Source organism: Cupriavidus sp. 94F1, from assembly GCF_057798875.1.
Genome location: NZ_JBYOJT010000003.1, coordinates 562,980 through 583,170, shown reverse-complemented (window position 1 = coordinate 583,170; position 20,191 = coordinate 562,980). Strand labels below are relative to the sequence as shown.

The following is a 20,191-nucleotide window of genomic DNA, read 5'->3' as shown; positions in this document are numbered from 1 at the left end:
GCCTTCAGTGCTCCACGTTGCCGGTGAACACGTATCCTTCGCCACGCACGGTGCGGATCAGCGACGAGTCGCGCGGGTCGTCGCGCAGTTTCTGGCGCAGCCGCGATACCAGCAGGTCGATGCTGCGGTCGAAGACGTCCAGGTCACGGCCGCGCGCATTGTTGATCAGCATCTCGCGGTCGAGCACGCGGTTCGGATTCTCGATGAACGTCAGCAGCAGGCGGAATTCGGCGTTGGACAGCGGCACCACGGTGTCTTCCACATCGACCAGCTGGCGCAGCGTGGCATTCAGGCGCCAGCAGCCGAAGCGCATCTCGTGCCCGCCCGGGGCAGGCGTCGGGCGGCGTACGTCGCCACGGCTGCGGCGCAGCACCGTGTGGATCCGCGCCACCAGCTCGCGCATCTCGAACGGCTTGGTCACGTAGTCGTCGGCCCCGACTTCCAGCCCCACCACGCGGTCGGCCAGTTCGGCACGCGCGGTCAGCATGATCACGGGCAGGTTGCTCTGCTCGCGGATCTCGCGGCACAGCGTCAGGCCGTTTTCACCCGGCAGCGACAGGTCCAGGATCACCAGGTCGTAGTCCTGCCGGCCCATCGCCGTGCGCATCGCCGCGCCGCCTTGCGCGCCCTCGGCCTCCATGCCGAACGTGGCCAGATATTCGGCCAGCATGGCGCGGATCTGGGGGTCGTCATCGACGATCAGCAGACGAATGGGCAGGTTGGGCGACAGGTCCATGGGGAAAAGTGAGGAATACGCGGGACATCCGATCGGCCAATGTACCAGCCGGGAGATCACAGGCGATGCCCGCTTTGTATCAATTTTGATACGTGCCGCGCACGACACTTAGGGCCGCGATGCGGGGGCCGGGCGGTGGTGGCGCAGCGCGTACGGGCCGGGGGAAAAATACGCCCCCGGTGCTGCCGCATCCGGGAGCGTTCAACAGGGAAGAAGCCGGGCTCGCATGCGCCCAGCCACACCGCAGCCGAAGGGCGGGCGCGGTGCGTCGCAGGAACGTCCGAGAGACGTTTCCACGCGCCGCCAATCGTAGTGAGCCCGACCCCGGCAGTCTTGTCGGCCTTGTATCAAGTCAGGCCGCGACGGGCTTGTTGAGCAGCGCCTTCAGGCCGGCGAGCCGGTCCTTCGGACTCATCGCCGGCGTGGTGTCCTGCGGTGCGGGGGCTTCCTCCAGCTTCATCTCGGCGATAAAGCGCGACGGCTCGACCGAATAGGTTTCGCGCGCCCGCTTGCGCTTCTTGCACCAGCTGATCTGCAGGGTGCGCTGCGCGCGCGTGATGCCCACATACATCAGCCGCCGCTCTTCCTCGATCTTCTCGTCGTCCAGGTCTTCGTCCTCGCGTGTGTGGGGCAGGATGCCCTCCTCCACGCCCACCAGGAACACGTGCGGATATTCCAGGCCTTTCGACGCGTGCAGGGTCGACAGCCGCACCGCGTCGGGATCTTCTTCGCGGCCTTCGAGCATGCTCATCAGCGCCACGGTCTGGGTCAGTTCGAGCAGGTTCTTGCCTTCGTCGCCGAAGCCGTCGGCCGTGTCGGCGCCCGTGGCCTCGGCCCCGGCTTCGCCTTCGGCCTCCGGACGCGTGCCCTTGCGCTTGAGCCAGTCCAGGAATTCCAGCGTATTGGTCCAGCGCGACTGCGCCTGCCGTTCGTCGAAGGTATCGTACAGATAGGCCTCGTAGTGGATACCTTCCATCAGGTCGTCCAGCACCACGGTGGCCGGGTCGCGGGCCGCGCGGTCGGCCAGGCGCACCATGGATTCGCAGAACGTGCGCAGCGGCTCCAGCTGGCGCGGCTGCAGCCTGGCCTCGATGCCGCCCATCATCGCCGCCTCGAACAGCGACACCTTGGCCTGGCCCGCAAACGTGCCCAGCACCTCGAGCGTGGTGTTGCCCACCCCACGGCGCGGCGTGGTAATGGCGCGAATGAACGCGGGGTCATCGTCCGGATTGGCAATCAGCCGCAGGTAGGCGCAGATGTCCTTGATCTCGGCTTTGTCGAAGAAGCTCTGGCCGCCCGACAGCACGTACGGAATGCGCTCGCGCCGCAGGATCTGCTCGAACAGGCGCGCCTGGTGGTTGCCGCGATACAGGATGGCGTAATCGCGAAACTGCGCGCGGCGCTCGAACTTGTGCGCGGACAGGCGGAACACCACCGACTCGGCCTCGTGCTCCTCGTCGTTCATCGGGTGGACGGCGATCGGATCGCCCATGCCGTGTTCCGACCACAGTTTCTTGTCGAACAGCTTCGGGTTGTTGGCGATGACCGCGTTGGCCGCTTCCAGGATGCGCACGGTCGAGCGGTAGTTCTGCTCCAGCTTGACCACCTTCAGGTCCGGAAAATCGGTCTGCAGCAGCCGCAGGTTGTCCAGCGTGGCGCCACGCCAGCCATAGATGGCCTGGTCGTCGTCGCCCACCGCCGTGAACGCCGGCGCGCGCAGGTGCGAGCCGCCGGCCAGCAGCTTCAGCAGCTGGTACTGGCACGCGTTGGTGTCCTGGTATTCGTCGACCAGGAAATAGCGCAGCCGGTTCTGCCACTTCAAACGCACGGCCTCGTCGCGCGCGAACAGTTCGGCGGGCAGGCGGATCAGGTCGTCGAAGTCCACCGCCTGGTACGCGTTCAGAGTGGCCACGTAGTTGCGATAGACCATCGCGGCCTGGTGCTCGTCGGCATTGGCCGCCTGCGCAAGCGCGGTCTCGGGGTCGACCATGCCGTTCTTCCACAGCGAGATGGTGCTCTGCACGCTGCGGATCAGCTTCTTGTCGGTGGTGCTCAGCTGCTCCTGGACCAGCCCGAAGCAGTCGTCCGAATCCATGATCGAAAATTGCGGCTTCAACCCGACATGCTCGGCTTCCATGCGCAAGATTTGCACGCCAAGCGAGTGAAACGTACAAACCGTCAGCTGCTTGAGTGGAATGCGCTTCCCTTCGCGCGTGGTCTTGCCTTCCATCAGCTTGCCGATGCGTTCCTGCATCTCTTTCGCCGCCTTGTTGGTGAACGTGACGGCGGCAATGTGACGCGGCTCGAACCCCTTGTCCTCGATCAGGTGGGCGATTTTCTGCGTGATCACGCGGGTCTTGCCCGATCCTGCGCCCGCCAGCACAAGGCAGGGGCCGTCCAGGTAGCGCACCGCTTCGGATTGCGCGGCATTGAGTCCGTGAGTCATGAGGCTGGGGAACGTGGCAGGCGGAATGGCTCATGGCGCACCTGGAGGGATGGCGCGCCGAAGGCGTCGATGTTAACACGCGCCGCAGGCGCGCACTGGCGTGTCGGGCGGCGTCCGACAAGAGGCGTTTCAGGCTGGTAACAATCGTAAAGCGGCGGATCCCGGGGCATGGAGCTTGCCTCTTATCTCACAGGACCGCACGGGTCTTGCGCGTGGCGCGACCGGTCCGGGACATATCAACAAATCGGAAACGATGATCTCGATGACAACAAAGGAGCCAATCATGAAGACGCTTCGCACCCTTTCGAAAGTTGCCCTGATCGGCGTGACGCTGGTGGGCTTTGCGGGCTGCGCGGACATGACCCCGAAGCAGCGTAATACCGCCATTGGCGCGGGCGCCGGTGCGCTCGGCGGTGCGGTCCTGACCGACGGCAGCGCGTTGGGTACGCTGGGCGGCGCGGCCGTGGGCGGCGTGGTCGGTAATGTGGTGACGAAGGACCGTCGCTAACCGGCCCGCCGTCGTTTCCAATCCCGGGGGCGGGGCCGCCGGCCGGCGTCAGGCACGCGTTTGACAAAGGCTGACCGGTCCCGTACATTCTCGCGCATCCGGCCGGGAGAGCGCGCATCGATTGCGCCGCCGAAGGGGAACCACCCGCAAACTCTCAGGCACCATGGACCGACCGGATCGGCATGCAACATGCACACGATGCATGCCGCACTCTGGAGAGCGACATCCGCCACTGCCCTGACGCCGTGGTGAGCATGTCCACCGAAGGGGCGCACGAAGTTCCGGCTTCGTAATCTCTCAGGTATCGAGGACAGAGGGGTCATCCGCCGCAGCGGATTGGATGCACATTGGTGCGCCCGATCGTTGCGGCGGATGACCCTTTTTTCGTTTTCGAACCGCCCCCGAGGATATCCATGACGCTCCAGGCCACGCCCCTCAACGCTATCCACCGCGCCCTCGGCGCCCGCATGGTCGACTTTGGCGGCTGGGACATGCCGGTCAACTACGGTTCGCAGATCGAGGAACACAATGCCGTGCGTGCCGATGCCGGCATGTTCGACGTGTCGCACATGTGCGTGGTCGACCTGCACGGGGCGGGCACACGCGCCTTCCTGCGCGGCCTGCTGGCCAACAACGTCGACAAGCTGCAGACGCCGGGCAAGGCGCTGTATTCGTGCATGCTCGACGAAAAAGGCGGCGTCATCGACGACCTGATCGTCTACTTCTTTGCCGAGGACCACTTCCGCCTGGTGGTGAACGCCAGCACGGCCCTTGGCGATATCGAATGGATCCAGTCGCGCAATGCGGCCACTGGCAGCGGCGTGACGATCACACCGCGCCGCGGCGATGTGGCACCGGCGGCCACCGGCAAGCTGGCCATCGTGGCCGTGCAGGGCCCCAACGCCCGCGCCAAGGTCTACCAGGCCTTTCCCTCCACCCAGCCGGCCGACGCGCTCAAGCCGTTCAACGCGCTGGTCGTGCAAGACCCGGAAATGGGCGAACTGATGGTCGCCCGCACCGGATACACGGGCGAAGACGGCTTCGAGCTGGTGGTACCGGCCGAGAACGTCGCCGGCATCTGGGAAAAGCTGATCGCCGCGGGCGTACGTCCGGCCGGCCTGGGCGCGCGCGACACGCTGCGCCTGGAAGCCGGCATGAACCTGTACGGCCAGGACATGGATATCAATACGTCGCCACTGGACGCCGGCCTGGCCTGGACGGTCGACCTGCAGAGCGAGCGCGACTTCATCGGCAAGCAGGCCCTGGTGGCAGGCGGCCAGAAACAGACGTTCGCGGGCCTGATCCTGCGCGACAAGGGCGGCGTGCTGCGTGCGCACCAGAAGGTCATCACGGCGGCAGGCGCCGGCGAAATCACCAGCGGCACGTTCAGCCCCAGCCTGCAGCAGTCGATCGCGTTCGCCCGCCTGCCGAAGGGCGTGGCGCCTGGCACCGACGTCCAGGTCGAGATTCGTGACCGCAAACTGACCGCGACTGTGGTTAAACTGCCGTTTGTGCGTAATGGCAAGGCACTCGTGAGCTGAGGCATCGCCCGGCTTCACATCAAACGGTCGCCCTTCCGCCCGTCCGATCGAGCCCAACCTGCTGCGGACCGGGTGAATGAAACAAGAAACAAACTGTATCCCGGAGAACCTCATGAACTTCCCCGCTGACCTGAAGTACACCGAGTCGCACGAATGGGTGCGCGTCGAAGCCGACGGCACGCTGACGATCGGCATTACCGACCACGCCCAGGACGCCTTGGGCGACATCGTCTTCCTGGAACTGCCCGAAGTGGGCAAGTCGGTGGGTGCCGGCGACGCCCTGGCCGTGGTGGAGTCCGTGAAGGCAGCTTCCGACATCTACGCCCCGGTGGCTGGCGAAGTGATCGCCGTCAACGACGCCGCTTCGGCAGCGCCCGAGTCGGTCAACGCCAACGCCTTTGACGCCTGGCTGTTCAAGCTGAAGCCGGCCAACGCCGACGACGTGAACGGCCTGATGAACGTCGACGCCTACAAGGCCAGCGTCGGCGCCTGATCGCGCTGACTGTTTGATGCCGCGCGCGGCGGACAGGCCGACCACCTGCCCGCCGCCCGCTCCCCGAGATTCCTTGCCATGAACGCCCCGCTTCCCATGAATGCCGCCGCCCAAGGTACACGGCCCACGCTGGCCGAACTGGAGGCGCGAGACGCCTTCGCCGCCCGCCACATCGGCCCCGACAGCGCCGAACAGCAACACATGCTCAAGGTGCTTGGCTTCGACAGCCGCGCCGCGCTGATCGACGCCGTGGTGCCCGCCGCCATCCGCCGCCGCGACGGCATGTCGCTGGGCGAGTTCACCGCCCCGCTGACCGAGGAAGCCGCGCTGGCCCGCCTGCGCGGCCTGGCCGGCAAGAACCGCGTACTGAAGAGCTTCATCGGACAGGGCTACTACAACACGCTCACACCGGGCGTGGTGCTGCGCAACATCTTCGAAAACCCGGCCTGGTACACCGCCTACACGCCGTACCAGCCGGAAATCTCGCAGGGCCGCCTGGAGGCGATGCTGAACTTCCAGCAGATGATCACGGACCTGACCGGCCTGGACATCGCCAATGCGTCGATGCTCGACGAAGGCACGGCCGCTGCCGAGGCCATGACCCTGCTGCAGCGCGTCCACAAGCATGTGTCGAACACGTTCTACGTGGCCGACGATGTGCTGCCGCAAACGCTGGAAGTGATCCGCACGCGCGCGCTGCCGCTGGGCATCGAGGTGAAGGTCGGCCCGGCTGCGGACGCCGCGCAGTCCCACGCCTTCGGCGTGCTGCTGCAGTATCCGGGCGTGAATGGCGATGTAGCCGACTACCGCGCCATTGCCGACGCCGTGCATGCGGCCGGCGGCCGGGTGGTGGCCGCCGCCGACCTGCTGGCGCTGACGCTGATCGCCGCGCCGGGCGACTGGGGCGCCGACGTGGCGGTGGGCAACTCGCAGCGATTTGGCGTGCCGCTCGGCTTTGGCGGTCCGCACGCGGGCTACATGGCCGTCAAGGATGAATTCAAGCGATCGATGCCGGGCCGCCTGGTCGGCGTCACGATCGACGCGCAGGGCAACAAGGCTTACCGCCTGGCGCTGCAGACGCGCGAGCAGCATATCCGCCGCGAGAAGGCCACCTCGAACATCTGCACCGCGCAGGTGCTGCTGGCCGTGATGGCGTCGATGTATGCGGTCTACCATGGCCCGCAGGGCCTGAAGCGCATCGCGCAACGTGTGCATCGCCTGACCGCCACGCTGGCCGCCGGTCTGAAGGCGCTGGGCCTGCCCCCGGTCAATGAGACGTTCTTCGACACGCTGACGCTGGAAACCGGCTTCAACACCGAGGCGTTCCACGCCACGGCCACGCAGCGGGGCATCAACCTGCGCCACGCCGGCGCGTCGCGCATCGGCATCTCGCTGGACGAAACCGCGTCGCGCGACGACGTGGTCACGCTGTGGGAGATCTTCGCGCACGGCAAGCCGGTGCCCGACTTCGACAAGATCGAGGCATCGGTCGGCGACGGCTTCCCGGGCAACGTGGCGCGCCAGAGCGCCTACCTGACGCATCCGGTGTTCAACACGCACCATGCCGAACACGAGATGCTGCGCTACCTGCGCTCGCTGGCCGACAAGGACCTGGCGCTGGACCGCACGATGATTCCGCTGGGCTCCTGCACGATGAAGCTCAACGCCACCAGCGAGATGATTCCGGTGACGTGGCCCGAGTTCAGCAACATCCACCCATTTGCCCCACTGGACCAGACGGTTGGCTATCGCGAGATGATCGACCAGCTGGAGGCCATGCTCTGCGCCGCCACCGGCTACGCCGCGGTCAGCCTGCAGCCGAACGCCGGCTCGCAGGGCGAATACGCCGGCCTGCTGATCATCCACGCGTACCACGCCAGCCGTGGCGAGAGCCATCGCGACATCTGCCTGATCCCGTCATCGGCCCACGGCACCAACCCCGCGTCGGCACAGATGGCCGGCATGAAGGTCGTGGTGGTGGCCTGCGACGACAACGGCAACGTCGACCTCGACGATCTGGCGAAGAAGGCCGAGCAGCACAGCAGGAACCTGGCCGCGATCATGATCACGTACCCGTCCACGCACGGCGTGTTCGAGCAGGGCGTGCAGCAGATCTGCGACATCGTGCACAAGCACGGCGGCCAGGTCTATGTCGATGGCGCCAACATGAACGCGATGGTGGGCGTGGCCGCGCCGGGCCAGTTCGGCGGCGACGTGTCGCACCTGAACCTGCACAAGACGTTCTGCATTCCGCACGGCGGCGGCGGCCCGGGCGTCGGTCCGGTAGCCGTGGGTGCGCATCTGGCCGACTTCCTGCCCAACCAGGACAGCGTCGGCTATCGTCGCGACGATAACGGCATCGGCGGCATCTCGGCCGCGCCGTTCGGCTCGGCCAGCATCCTGCCGATCTCGTGGATGTATATCGCGATGATGGGCTCGGCCGGCCTGACCGCCGCCACCGAGAACGCGATCCTGACCGCCAACTACGTGGCGCGCCGCCTGTCGCCGCACTTCCCGGTGCTGTACACGGGCCAGCATGGCCTGGTGGCGCACGAGTGCATCCTTGACCTGCGCCCGCTGCAGAAGACCACCGGCATCACCAACGAGGACGTGGCCAAGCGCCTGATGGACTACGGCTTCCACGCCCCGACCATGAGCTTCCCGGTGCCGGGCACGCTGATGATCGAGCCGACCGAGAGCGAATCGCTGCACGAACTCGACCGCTTCATCGACGCGATGATCGCCATCCGCGGCGAGATCGCGCGGGTGGAAGACGGCAGCTTCGACCGCGAGGACAACCCGCTCAAACACGCGCCGCACACCGCGGCCGTGGTGGTCGGCAACGAGTGGACGCACAAGTACACGCGCGAGGAAGCGGCCTACCCGCTGGCATCGCTGCGCACGCAGAAGTACTGGCCGCCGGTTGGCCGTGCCGACAACGTGTATGGCGATCGCAACCTGTTCTGCTCGTGCGTGCCGATGAGCGAGTACGCCGAAGAATGAGTGCCGGCCCGTCAGGCGGCGTCCGATACACGCGGATGCCGCCGACGGACTATGCTCAGGGAGCGGGCGCCGGTATCCGGCGCCGTCCTTGAGCGGAGGCCTCATTCATGTGGAATCTCAGCGCGCCCTGGTGGGAATTCGTCCTGCGCGGTCTGATCGTCTATGGCGCCATTCTGTTGCTGATGCGCATTTCGGGCCGGCGGCAGATCGGCCAGCTCACGCCGTTCGATCTTGTCCTGCTGCTGATCATCTCGAACGCGGTTCAGAACGCGATGAATGCCGGCGACAACTCGGTGCTGGCCGGGCTGATCCTGGCGGGCACGTTGTTTGGGACCGATGCGCTGCTCGGGTATGTCACGTGGCGTAGCCGGCCGCTGGAAATGCTGGTCGACGGCCGTCCGCAGATCGTGATCCACCAGGGCGAGGTCTACGAGGAAGTCATGCGCCGCGAACGCATCAGCACGCACGAGTTGCACAAGGTGTTGCGCCGCAATGGCTGCGCCCGCGTGGAAGACGTGCATTTCGCGATTCTGGAAACCGATGGCTCCATCAGCGTGAAGATGAAGGACCCGCCGCCTGCTTCCGGTCCCGCCGAACCCGGCGCACTATGGCGTCATCCGGCCCATACCGATCAGGACAAGCCGGCCTAGCGGCCTTACGGCCAACGGTTCCACGAACCGCGCCGGCAACCAATCTGGAGTTCAGCCGTGGCAGTCAGCGTCTTCGATCTGTTCAAGGTGGGCATCGGCCCGTCGAGCTCCCACACCGTGGGCCCGATGCGGGCGGCCCTGATGTTTGCGCATGGCCTGGAACGCGACGGCCTGCTGGCGCGGGTGGCCAGCGTGCGCGCGGAGCTTTACGGATCGCTCGGCGCCACGGGCAAGGGACACGGCACCGACAAGGGCGTGATCCTGGGGTTGATGGGCGAATCGCCCGACACGGTCGATCCGGAGACGATCGACGGCAAGCTGGCAGCGCTGCGCACCAGCAAGCAGCTGTCGCTGCTGGGCCGGCACACCGTGCCGTTCGTGGAACGCGAGCACATCGTGTTCTATCGGCGCGAAGCCATGGCCGAGCATCCCAATGGCATGAAGTTCCACGCCTATGATGCCGATGGCGCGTCGCTGCGCGAGGCCCGCTACCTGTCGGTGGGCGGCGGCTTCGTCGTCACCGCCGGCGCGCCCAATACGCAGGTGCTGGCCGCCGGCAAGCAGTTGCCGCACCCGTTCCGCACGGGACGCGCGATGCTCGACATGGCCCATGCCAGCGGCAAGTCGATTGCCCGGCTCATGCTCGAGAACGAACTGACATGGCGGCCGGAGAACGAGGTGACCGACGGTCTGCTGCATATCTGGGATGTGATGCAGCAATGCGTGGCGCGCGGGTGCCGCACGGACGGCGAACTGCCCGGCCCGTTCAAGGTCAAGCGCCGGGCGCCGGAGCTCTATCGGCACCTGACGTTGCGCGCCGAGCGCACGCTGTCTGACCCGCTGTCGGTCATGGACTGGGTCAACCTCTACGCCATCGCCGTCAACGAGGAGAACGCCGCCGGGGGTCGCGTGGTCACGGCGCCGACGAACGGCGCGGCCGGCATCATTCCCGCCGTACTGCATTACTACGACCGTTTCGTGCCTGGCGCCAACACGCAGGGTGTGGTCGACTTCCTGCTGACAGCCGGGGCCATCGGTCTGCTCTACAAGCTCAACGCGTCGATCTCGGGCGCCGAGGTGGGCTGCCAGGGCGAAGTCGGCGTGGCCTGTTCGATGGCGGCCGGGGCGCTGGCCGCCGTGCTCGGTGGCACGCCGGAGCAGGTGGAGAACGCGGCCGAGATCGGCATGGAGCACAACCTGGGCCTGACCTGCGATCCGGTGGGCGGGCTGGTGCAGATTCCGTGCATCGAGCGCAACGCCATGGCATCGGTCAAGGCCGTCAACGCGGCACGCATGGCCCTGCGCGGCGACGGCACGCATTATGTGTCACTGGACTCGGTCATCAAGACCATGCGCGAAACCGGGGCCGACATGAAGACCAAATACAAGGAAACCGCGCGCGGCGGCCTGGCGGTGAATATCGTCGAGTGCTGACGCATGTGGCATCCGTTGGCCGGCGCTGACCGGCGACGTATCATGGAAGCACTTCCGGTTTGCCACAACAATACCGCCATGCAGACCTTTCACCAGTTGTTCGACGAGGCTTCGTCCACGTTCACTTACCTGCTGATCGACGCCGACACGCGCGAGGCCGTGCTGATCGACCCCGTCGATCGCCAGTCCACGCGCGATCTTGCGCTGCTGGAGCAGACCGGCGCCAAACTGGCCTGGGTCGTGGAGACCCACGCGCACGCCGATCACATCACGTCAGCCGGCCATCTTGCCCAGTTGACGGGCGCCAGCACCGCCGCGCCGTCGGGCTGCGACATCAAGCCCGCGCTGAAGCAACTGATCGATGGGGATACGATTCCGTTCGGCCGCCAGGTGCTGCGCGCGATCCACACGCCCGGCCACACCGCCGGCAGCATGAGCTATCTCTGGGAGGAGCCGTCGCCCGAAGGCATGACGCGGCGCATCTTCACCGGCGACGCGTTGCTGATCGACGGCTGCGGTCGTACCGACTTCCAGTCGGGCGACGCCGGCACGCTGTTCGACAGCCTGACGCAGAAACTTTTCCGTCTGCCTGACGACACCCGCGTCTACCCCGCGCACGACTACAAGGGCCGGACCGAATCAACGATTGGCCACGAGCGCGCCACCAACAGCCGGGTAGCCGGCCGCACGCGCGAAGAGTTCATCGTGATGATGCGCAACCTGAACCTGCCGCGGCCCAAGCTGATCGACGTCGCCGTCCCGGCCAACAAGCAGCTGGGGCTGGCCAGCGGCCGCGACGGGGACAGCGTGCCGCACGGCATCTAGCGCGCCAGGGGGGCTTGCTGCGGGCTGGTCCAGGATCGGCCCAGCCCCGGCCTCGGCCTCGGCCTCAGCCCAGGCAATGCGTCAGGATTCCCACAATTCGCAGGTCCGGCGCACCGTGTCACGCAGGCTGTGCGCCTCGTCGTTCACCGTGCGCACCAGGCGTGCGTCGTTGTCGCGCGCCGCCGCCTGGGCGCGGATATTGGCCAGCGCCTGGAGCGACCCCAGCGCCTCGGCGTGAGGCTCCAGCGCGTCGCAGATCGACAGGATATGGTCCGCGATCGGCATCCGGGTGAGTTCGTTCGGATGCACGTATTCGCCTTCCAGTCCGAAGCGGCACGCCTGGAAGCGATTGAAGGTGTACACCAGGTAGTCGTCTTCCTGCGGCATGAATGGGCGCGACAACAGCAGGTAGCGCGCCAGCGCCTGGATATAGGCCGCGATGTCGCAGGCGCGCTGAACGGTCAGCGGGGTGTCCATCACGCGCACCTCGATCGTGCCGAACTCCGGCTTGGGACGGATATCCCAATAGAAGTCCTTCATGCTTTCGATCACCCCGGTGGCGCGCATCTTGTTGAAGTACGCCTCGAAGCCGTCCCACGTCAGCACATGCGGGGCACGGCCGCTCATCGGGAACGCCGCTACCGAATTCAGGCGCGCCGATGCAAAGCCCGTATCCACCCCCTGCACGTAAGGCGACGAAGCGGCCAGCGCGATAAAGTGCGGCACGTATCGCCCGATGGCATGGAGCAGGAACAGCGACTCATCGGGGGTCGGGCACCCGATGTGCACGTGCTGGCCAAACACCGTGAACTGCTTGGCCAGATAGCCATAAAGTTCGGAAATGTACTGGTAACGCGGCGAATTCGAGATCGTGCGTTCCGACCAGACCTGAAACGGATGCGTGCCGCCGCCACAGATGCCGAGGTTCAGGCCGCGCGACGCATTGACCATCAGGTCGCGCATCACGGTCAGTTCCTCCAGCGCCTGCGCATAGTCGTGGCAGATGCCGGTGCTGATCTCGATCATCGACGGGCTGATTTCCGGCTTGATGTCGCCGGCGTGCTGCGCGCCTTTCAGTGCGCGCAGCAGATCCGGGGCGAACGGCGCCAGGTCATAGTCGTGCCGGTTGACGAGCTGCAGTTCCAGCTCGACGCCGAAGGTCAACGCCTCGGAATGCTTGAACGGTTCGAGCGACATCAGCGCCCTCCTCCATGGTCACGCGTCTCGCCGGCGAAGCGCAGCGCCCATGCCGCGATGATCGGGGCAAGCAGCTGCTCGATCGCGAGCGCGCACAGGATGATCGATGCGAGCGGCGCCCCGGTGCCAGGGTACAGGCGGGCAACGTCGCTCATCAAAAGATAAGCCAGGCCGGACATCGGCGCCAGCGCAAGCCCCAGCGCTGCGCACTGGCGCAGGCTCAGGCCCGAGAACGAACCCAGGGACACGACGCCGGCCAGCTTGGCGACGTGACGGAAGAACACCAGCGCCACGGCCAGCGATCCGCCCACGACCCAGTCCCGGGCGGTCAGCGGCAGGCCCAGCGACACCACCATCACGATGATCAGCAGGCTGCCCGCGCTGCCAAAGTGCGTGGGCCAGACATGTGGCTGGCGGTCCTGGTGCTTGAATACCACCCCGGCTAGCATCAGCGTCAGCGGCATCGACAGCTTCAGCACCCGCGTCAGCGCCAGCGTGAACAACACCAGTCCCACCAGGACCAGGAAGCTGTAGTGATCGTCGGCCGACATGCGCGCGTAGATCGCATGCCCGAGCTTGCCCACCACCCACGCCAGCAGGCACGAGCCGACCAGCAGGTACAGCGGATGCAGCAGGGCCGCGCCCAGGTTGCCGTATTCGGAATGGAGCCAGCCCGTGGCGACTTGCACGATGGCCGCGGCGTAGATGGAATTGAGCGCCGACATCGCCATCAGGCGTTCAGTGACCTGCCCATCGGCACGCAGCTCGTTCTTGAGCTGCAGCACGATGGTGGGCGACGTGCTGACCGCGATACCGCCGGCCAGGATGGCCACGCCGGGCGAAGCCCCCATCCACTGCAGCACCGTGGACACCAGCCCCCAGGTCAGCAGGCTTTCCGCCGCGCTGGTGATCAGCAGCCACGGATTGGCGCGCAGCCAGGACAGCGACAGCCGGTGGCCGAGTTCGAACAGCGCCAGGGCCAGCGCCATGTCGATCAGCACCCGGGTCTGCGCGATCATGTTGTCATCGACAATGCTGCGGCCGAGCATGCCGGCGAACAGCCCGATCACCGCGTAACCGACGATACGCGGACAGCCCAGCCAGCGGCGGCAGACTTCCCCGGCCAGGCCCGCGCCAACCAGCGCAAGGCCCACCCAGAACAGTCCGCCTGGCGCCAGTGGCAGCGAGGGGAAAAGTTGGCTCAATCCGTTCATGCGCGACATGGTAACGGAAGGACACGTCAGTAAATGTAAGTGCTTGTCCGACACTTTCCCGAACATGCCGGCAACTTACGCCTTCTCCAAAGAAAAAACGCCATCATCTTCGATAGCGCTTTTGTAGCTCTTGCAAAATCAGAATCGTCTCTGGTGCGATGGGTCACATTTTTCGACCGGACATCAAACGCCCCAGAGTTTCCACTTCGGCCGTGTGGCCTTCAGTGCCGTTTCCACCTTGGCGAACAAACCACGGGTGGGGCCCTTTTCGGCATCGAGACCGCGTGCGCGCTCGAACCATCCCAACGCCGTTTCGCGCTGTCCCATGCCCAGCGCGGCCTGCACTGCGGCCAGCCAGGTCTGTGCGTCCCAGTCGTCGCGCGCGGCAAAGGCGATCTGGAAGTCGGTCAGCGCCTCCGGGTGGCGCTCCAGGTCCACCAGCAGCCGGGCGCGCTGCACGCGCGCCAGCGCTTGCTGCCGTGCGTCGCCCTCGCCCAGTTGCACCGCCTGTTCGAGCAACGGCATGGCGCGCTCGTTGTCGCCGAGGTCGCGCCAGATCTGGCCGAAGCGGCCCGATACCCAGGCATCTTCGATCAGCAGCGAGCGCCGTTGCAGGGCTTCGAGTTCGGCGATGGCATCCGCCTTGTCGTGCTCGTCCATCGACGCCATGCCGGTCTGCAGCAGCGCGCCGTAATGGGCACGCGCGTGGGCCATCGCGTGGGCGCCCTCGGTGCGGGCTTCCACGGGCAAGGCATCGAGCCGGGCATCCATATGCGCCAGCGCGGCACTGGCCGATTCGGTGGCTTCGCGCCCGCCGATCGCCGCCCAGGCCGCCACCAGACGACTAAAGGCCCAGCTCACGCCGGCCGGGTTGCGCTCCACCGGATAGCGGTTCAGCACCTCGCCGGCCATGTCCACGACCTGCTGGTGCTGGCCCGCCGCCGCGTAGGCGTCGAGCAGGTCGATCCAGTGGTCGATGAAATCGCTGGCCGCCACGCCCTTGCGGTGCAACGCCACCTTCTCGTCCAAATGCGCCGCATCGGCGGGCAGCGTACGGCCCAGCAGGCGGCACAGCAGCGAATAGAGATGGGGGTCGGCATTGCCGCCGTGCCCCTGGGCATCGCCCTCGCCGCTCTCGAAATACGACTCGAAGCACGACAGGCCCTTGCGGCACATGGCCTCCAGCGTCGGCTTGAGCGCCGCCTGCGAGGCGGGGACTTCATCGAGGAAACTGCCCAGTGCGGTCGCCGCATGGAAATACAGCGCGCCATCATCGGCATCCGCCGTCACGGCGAAACCGGTCCACGCAGGCTGCGCCGGGGCGTTGGCGCCGGCGGTCACATTGGCCTGGTGACGCCACGTCAGCGCACGGACCTGCGCGAGCGGGTCGGGCCGCTGGCGCAGATAGGTCTCCAGATCGTCGAGCGCCGCGGCGGGTTCAGAACCCAGCCGCAGCGGCGCCCGCAGGCGCCGGGCCTCGGGATGATCGGGCTGTTCGGCCAGCACGCGCTCGGCCTGGGCCGCAGCCAGCGCATCGCCTTGTGCAGGCGTCAGGTCGAGCAGTTCCGGGGAATCGAGCGCGATGCGCCCCAGGCAGATACGCAGCAGCGGCTCGCCCAGCAGTTCGGCGGCATCGCTGCGTGCCACGTAATCCTGGACCAGCGGCAGGATGTCGCTGGCGCCCAGATCGGGGGCCCGGTACAGCAGGTCGTGCCAGTACCGCCCGGCCAGCGCGAAGTCGTTCAGCCGGAACGCGACAAAGCCCGCATAGAAGTGCGCGGCCCATTCGCCGGTGGCCAGCCCATTGCGGCGCGCCGCCTCGTGCAGCCATGGCTGCGCCTCGGTGTCGCGCCCATCGCGCATCAGCAAGGTGCCATACATATGGACCAGCGCCCCGCGCGACGCCCAGCGGTGCATCGGCGCCAGCGGCAGTTCGGGCAGGCGCGCCATGGCTTCGTCCAGCGCAGCCAGCGCGGCTGCCACGTCGCCACGGTCGGACTGGATCTGCGCCCGCAACGCGGCATAATCCACCACCTCGGGGTGCGCCGCCCACAGCTGGTCGGCAACCTGCAACGCCTCGTCATGGCGCCCGGCATTGGCCAGCGCGATCGCGTGCTCGTAACGGACATCCTGCACGGTCCGCTCCTTCATCAGAATTCGGCAAAGGCGGAATTATGCGCCATTGCCGTGGCACGCTTGGGAGAGAACAGGGGCGGAAAGGGGTCTGATTTGGGTTGACGGGGGTGGGTCGACGACAAAACAGGCCTTCGAATCGCCATTTGAATGGCGGCTTGGCTTCATTTCAGGAAAGCCGTGCGCCGTTGATTCTTCCACTTGCGTCCACTAGGCCTGGCATGGCCGAGCCCCAAGCGTGGCATCAAAAGCAGACGCCTTTCAGGCGGCTGTCACCAGCATCCGTCGGCAACTCCAGCATGGCCTCGGGCTTGTTCATGATCAGGATTTTCTTGCCGAGCCACCATGGTCCGCCCACCTTGCTGAGCGGACCATCGTAGCGGTGGTAAAGACGCCCATGCTTGTCATAGACGAAAATCAGCCCTCTTCCCTGTCCCTGGAAAAAAAGACCTTCGATAACCAGCTCTCCCGCATTTCCATGAAATACTCGTGATTCGGGCTCCAGCATTTTTGGCCGTGGGGAATACCCAGACGACCAACGCCGAAAACCAGAAGGGGCCCCGTCACCAGAAGCAGCACGGGCCAGCTGCGCCTAATCCAGCGGTACATGCTTGATTGTCGAATCGATCCAGTGCACGTCGGAGAAGACGAAAAAGTCTCCTCCCTCGTCCCGCGCTTTTTGCCATCGTCGGAAATCGGCATTTCGCACCGGCACGAATTTTCCGTAGGTCAGCGCCCGCAATGGAACTGGCATCCCTACGTATGCGGCGATCTCGGCCTTCGACAAGCACCGATCACGACTCCATATGCCCAGGCCGAATGTGTTGTCCATGTGCCAGTCCGCAGCAAAGTCATATGTGTCGCGGCAGTAAAGGCCGAGCCGTTCTATCTCAAATACGTCGCGCCCGGACAAGGGCAATCGCGTGGTGTATCCCCTGACGCAGATTTTCAGCACACCCTTGTTGATCGCTCCAAAAAGGTCATCGAACGTATCGACGTAGGATCCGAATTCCTGAATATTTACTTGGCTCAGGCTGTCTGCGGTACTCGCTTTTTCAACTCCGTAACCAAGGCTCGTGCATTTCCCGGGCTTCCAGCCAGCGTCATCAAGCCGCTTTCGGAGCAACGCCCGACCGTTAGGCGAAGCCCAGTTCTGAACCAGTCGCTCGGCCGCAGGCCGCACCGATGGATATCGAAGCAACCAGTTCATTTTCACCAGGTTTTCCTCAAGCCGACTGGGTGGCACACCGGCAAAATCATCCCTTACCCTCTCTCCAGCCTCCATCACCCAAGCCGGCTTCGTTGCAAACCATCTGCGCATCAATGCAGCAGACACCCGCCAGCCCATCTTGTCCATGGCGCCGGGTATCTCGTCGAGATACATCTGGTCGACCTTCACAACCACGCCTTGACGGTTCTCCTTCGGGCTGAGATTGGACGTAGCGATGCTCATGATCGAATCCCCATTTCCGTTTGCGCGACCCATGAGAGGGTGCATTGCGCAGCAGGCTAGCGACGCCCGTACCCGGAGCACAATCGCCATACCCTTGAAATGGGTTGCGCCCGCCCCAAAACAAAAAACGCCACCACGGGCCTGGCCCGGGTGGCGTCAGTGCTACTGGTCGGCCATCGGCTAGCGCGGCCTACAGTGGCTCACAGGGGTTGGGAAAGGTTGCCCGGTACATGCAGAAACACATCTTCGCGGCGCCGTTCGGTCCTGCTGCGGCATAGAGGGACAGCCGGGTAGATTCGCCAATCCATAAGGCATCGTCTTTCCACGTCGGCCTGTTGTAAGTGAGGAAATCCCCATGCCAGTGATACAGCCAGCGCCCGTTCCGGTCGAACACCAAAATCCATCCAAAGCCAGTGCCGGGCGAATACAGTGCCGACGACAGCAGGCTTTCCACTTGTATCAAATAGTATTGACGATTGGGACTCCAGCATCGCTCGCCAAACAGGAGGCCGTAGGAGAAATTGGCGGCCATGAGAAAGAATGGGATGAGTGGAAGGAAATACCACCATTCCCGTTGTAAAATCCGGCGCAGCGAACGTTTGGCGGTCATAGGCCTAATAGCAAATGCGATTTAAATCGCCTTCGCCTGCATCGGTGGGCAAGCGCAGACTGGCCTCCGGCTTGTTGAGGATCAGCACTTCGTTGCCCGCCCAGAATGGACCGCCTTGCGTGGTAAGGTCTCCGTCCCATCGATGCACAAGGTTGCCGTACTTGTCATAGACGAGAACCCAGCCTTCCTCGTAGCCGAATTGAGAGGACATCGCAGACCACAAACTCTGTTTCCGGACCCTGAAATATTCGTGATTCGGACTCCAGCAGTCGTCGTCGAACAAGATGCCGCGCTTCACAGCATAGCTCACGCCCCCAATGAAAATGGCCAGAAGCATCCACCACAAGCGTCGCTTAGTCCAGTGGAACATGGTCGATATGCGGCTGTACCCACAATATGTCGGAGAAAACGTAAAAATCGCCGCCTTCGTTTCGGGCTTTCTGCCAGCGCCGGAAGTCCACGTTTTTCGTCGGAACGAACCCCGGAAATCTGGCGGCTCTCAATGCGGGCGGTGATCCGATATACGCGGCCATTTCTGCTTTCGACAAACACCGGTCTCGACTCCACACCCCCAAGCCGACCGCCATATCCGTGTACCAACTCGCGTTGAAGTCGTATGTATCACGGCAATAGATGCCTACCTTGTCGATCTCGAAAATGTCCCTGCCTGTTACCGGAGAGCGCATCGCCTGACCTTTGACAGCCAGCTTGAAGGTTCCCTTATTGACCGCTCCGAACAGGTCATTGAAGGTGTCGTTGTACGCGCCGAAAGGCTTGAGATTGACCTGGCATGTGGCATCCGCCATCACGGCGCTTCTCACGCCATACCCCAAGGTTGCATGTAACCCGGGGGCCCATCCGACGGCACGTAGCCGGTCCCGCAGCACAGCGAGGCCCCTGGGAGTATTCCAGCCCGTGCGCAACGCCTCGAATGCCGGAAGCACCGATTCGAAGCCCAGTAACCATTTTATGGTCACCAATCGACTTTCAACGCGAGACGCTGAAAGCACGGCCACATCGGTCCTTGTTCTTTCCTCCGCACCCATCACCCAAGCCGGCTTCGTTGCAAACCATCTGCGCATCAATGCAGCAGACACCCGCCAGCCCATCTTGTCCATGGCGCCGGTTATCTCGTCGAGATACATCTGGTCGACCTTTACAACCGCGCCTTGACGGTTGTCCTTCGGGCTGAGATTGGACGTAGCGATGCTCATGATCGAATCCCCATTTCCGTTTGCGCGACCCATGAGAGGGTGATTGGCTCGCGGTCACAGCCGCAAATGGTGGCCGTCTTGCCGTCTGCCCCCGTGCACCCTTCGCGTGGCCCGTCCGGTGTATCGATGCCCCATGCGAAGCCCGCCAGGGGCAGGCCTGTGCGCAAGTCCGTCAGGACAAAGTGCTCGTCGTAGTCTTCGGGGTTTCCTGCGGGATTGGCTCGTGCCGCAGCCGTCTCCACAGCGGGACCGGAATCGGGAAGAATCATCGAGCTGCGGCCATAGACGGCAATAATGCGAGCCGGCGACTTGCACTGGCACATCACGAGATCACCGCCCAGGGCTTCCCGCGCTCCGCCTGCCACGAAGTCCACCATCCTGTTGTGATATGGCGATCCGGGCGCCTCCACGATCACGCCAACGCTCTTGCACGCATCGCACCATGCCCGGTGTCCCAGCAGTGCGACCGGGCGACTCCGACCATCCGGGCCCTCGATCGTGTTGTCCTGCGCGCCTTCGATAACTTGACTGTTGCCGCCCGTATCGAGCGGATCGCCCATCACTGCCGTATAGAAGATCCCCATGCCGCCGCCCCCATGACGAAATGCCATCGCCCTCGACGGCATTGCGCAGCAGGCTAGCGACGCCCGTACCCGAAGCACAATCGCCATACCCTTGAAATGGGTTGCGCCCCGCCCCAAAACAAAAAACGCCACCACGGGCCTGGCCCGGGT

Annotated in this window: 18 protein-coding genes and 2 riboswitches; of the genes, 7 read left to right on the top strand and 11 right to left on the bottom strand. The window is 64.9% G+C overall.

The features are described 5' to 3' along the window. Positions 1 to 4: 4 nt before the first annotated feature. Both AC3FJ6_RS10380 and AC3FJ6_RS10375 read right to left on the bottom strand, forming a co-directional pair. The gene (locus tag AC3FJ6_RS10380; RefSeq protein ID WP_488771768.1) at positions 5 to 736 is read right to left on the bottom strand and encodes a response regulator; all 732 of its coding nucleotides are present in this window, start codon (positions 734 to 736) and stop codon (positions 5 to 7) included. A 352-nt stretch (positions 737 to 1,088) separates the two neighbouring features. Beyond that, a complete protein-coding gene (locus AC3FJ6_RS10375) occupies positions 1,089 to 3,182 on the bottom strand; it encodes a UvrD-helicase domain-containing protein (protein ID WP_488771767.1) in 2,094 nt (697 codons plus the stop codon). A 283-nt stretch (positions 3,183 to 3,465) separates the two neighbouring features. Here AC3FJ6_RS10375 and AC3FJ6_RS10370 point away from each other — a divergent pair, with 283 nt between their 5' ends. The 7 genes from AC3FJ6_RS10370 (at position 3,466) to AC3FJ6_RS10340 (ending at position 11,636) form a co-directional block, all read left to right on the top strand. Then, positions 3,466 to 3,690, top strand: coding sequence for a YMGG-like glycine zipper-containing protein (locus AC3FJ6_RS10370; RefSeq protein ID WP_066736784.1), 225 nt, complete (start codon positions 3,466 to 3,468; stop codon positions 3,688 to 3,690). Positions 3,691 to 3,783: 93 nt separating this feature from the next. After that, positions 3,784 to 3,871, top strand: a riboswitch (glycine riboswitch). Between the two features lie 21 nt (positions 3,872 to 3,892). Next, positions 3,893 to 4,014: riboswitch (glycine riboswitch) on the top strand. An 89-nt stretch (positions 4,015 to 4,103) separates the two neighbouring features. Continuing rightward, complete coding sequence (gene gcvT, locus AC3FJ6_RS10365; protein WP_488771766.1) at positions 4,104 to 5,231, top strand: glycine cleavage system aminomethyltransferase GcvT; 1,128 nt, start codon at positions 4,104 to 4,106, stop codon at positions 5,229 to 5,231. A 112-nt stretch (positions 5,232 to 5,343) separates the two neighbouring features. Then, positions 5,344 to 5,724 carry a glycine cleavage system protein GcvH gene (gene gcvH / locus AC3FJ6_RS10360; RefSeq protein ID WP_153946352.1) on the top strand — a complete coding sequence of 127 codons (381 nt, stop codon included), beginning with the start codon at positions 5,344 to 5,346 and terminating at the stop codon, positions 5,722 to 5,724. 78 nt (positions 5,725 to 5,802) lie between these two features. Then, the gene (gene gcvP, locus AC3FJ6_RS10355) at positions 5,803 to 8,727 is read left to right on the top strand and encodes an aminomethyl-transferring glycine dehydrogenase (protein ID WP_488771765.1); all 2,925 of its coding nucleotides are present in this window, start codon (positions 5,803 to 5,805) and stop codon (positions 8,725 to 8,727) included. A gap of 107 nt (positions 8,728 to 8,834) precedes the next feature. Beyond that, entirely contained in the window at positions 8,835 to 9,377 is a 543-nt protein-coding gene (locus AC3FJ6_RS10350; protein ID WP_488771764.1) for a DUF421 domain-containing protein, read from the top strand. Between the two features lie 57 nt (positions 9,378 to 9,434). Continuing rightward, a complete protein-coding gene (locus tag AC3FJ6_RS10345; protein WP_488771763.1) occupies positions 9,435 to 10,811 on the top strand; it encodes an L-serine ammonia-lyase in 1,377 nt (458 codons plus the stop codon). Positions 10,812 to 10,889: 78 nt separating this feature from the next. Continuing rightward, positions 10,890 to 11,636 carry an MBL fold metallo-hydrolase gene (locus tag AC3FJ6_RS10340; protein ID WP_488771867.1) on the top strand — a complete coding sequence of 249 codons (747 nt, stop codon included), beginning with the start codon at positions 10,890 to 10,892 and terminating at the stop codon, positions 11,634 to 11,636. A gap of 81 nt (positions 11,637 to 11,717) precedes the next feature. Here AC3FJ6_RS10340 and AC3FJ6_RS10335 read toward each other — a convergent pair whose 3' ends face one another. The 9 genes from AC3FJ6_RS10335 to AC3FJ6_RS10295 all read right to left on the bottom strand — a co-directional run bounded on the left by AC3FJ6_RS10335 (position 11,718) and on the right by AC3FJ6_RS10295 (position 20,068). Continuing rightward, entirely contained in the window at positions 11,718 to 12,833 is a 1,116-nt protein-coding gene (locus AC3FJ6_RS10335; RefSeq protein ID WP_092602245.1) for a YbdK family carboxylate-amine ligase, read from the bottom strand. Further along, on the bottom strand, positions 12,833 to 14,047 hold the full coding sequence (locus AC3FJ6_RS10330; RefSeq protein ID WP_488771762.1) for a cation:proton antiporter: 1,215 nt from the start codon (positions 14,045 to 14,047) through the stop codon (positions 12,833 to 12,835). The genes AC3FJ6_RS10335 and AC3FJ6_RS10330 overlap by 1 nt, the downstream gene beginning before the upstream one ends. Positions 14,048 to 14,230: 183 nt before the next feature. Next, the gene (locus AC3FJ6_RS10325; RefSeq protein ID WP_488771761.1) at positions 14,231 to 16,198 is read right to left on the bottom strand and encodes a hypothetical protein; all 1,968 of its coding nucleotides are present in this window, start codon (positions 16,196 to 16,198) and stop codon (positions 14,231 to 14,233) included. A gap of 226 nt (positions 16,199 to 16,424) precedes the next feature. Further along, the gene (locus AC3FJ6_RS10320; protein WP_488771760.1) at positions 16,425 to 16,688 is read right to left on the bottom strand and encodes a hypothetical protein; all 264 of its coding nucleotides are present in this window, start codon (positions 16,686 to 16,688) and stop codon (positions 16,425 to 16,427) included. Positions 16,689 to 16,772: 84 nt separating this feature from the next. Next, on the bottom strand, positions 16,773 to 17,633 hold the full coding sequence (locus AC3FJ6_RS10315; protein ID WP_488771759.1) for a DUF6402 family protein: 861 nt from the start codon (positions 17,631 to 17,633) through the stop codon (positions 16,773 to 16,775). A gap of 190 nt (positions 17,634 to 17,823) precedes the next feature. Next, positions 17,824 to 18,243, bottom strand: a complete 420-nt coding sequence (locus AC3FJ6_RS10310; RefSeq protein WP_488771757.1) for a hypothetical protein — start codon at positions 18,241 to 18,243, stop codon at positions 17,824 to 17,826. Positions 18,244 to 18,247: 4 nt separating this feature from the next. Continuing rightward, the gene (locus AC3FJ6_RS10305) at positions 18,248 to 18,613 is read right to left on the bottom strand and encodes a hypothetical protein (RefSeq protein WP_488771756.1); all 366 of its coding nucleotides are present in this window, start codon (positions 18,611 to 18,613) and stop codon (positions 18,248 to 18,250) included. Beyond that, positions 18,597 to 19,457 carry a DUF6402 family protein gene (locus AC3FJ6_RS10300; RefSeq protein ID WP_488771755.1) on the bottom strand — a complete coding sequence of 287 codons (861 nt, stop codon included), beginning with the start codon at positions 19,455 to 19,457 and terminating at the stop codon, positions 18,597 to 18,599. Before AC3FJ6_RS10300 ends, AC3FJ6_RS10305 begins: the two co-directional genes overlap by 17 nt. Beyond that, positions 19,454 to 20,068 (bottom strand): PAAR domain-containing protein, encoded by a 615-nt coding sequence (locus AC3FJ6_RS10295; RefSeq protein ID WP_488771754.1) that lies wholly within the window; start codon positions 20,066 to 20,068, stop codon positions 19,454 to 19,456. Before AC3FJ6_RS10295 ends, AC3FJ6_RS10300 begins: the two co-directional genes overlap by 4 nt. Between the last annotated feature and the right edge of the window lie 123 nt (positions 20,069 to 20,191).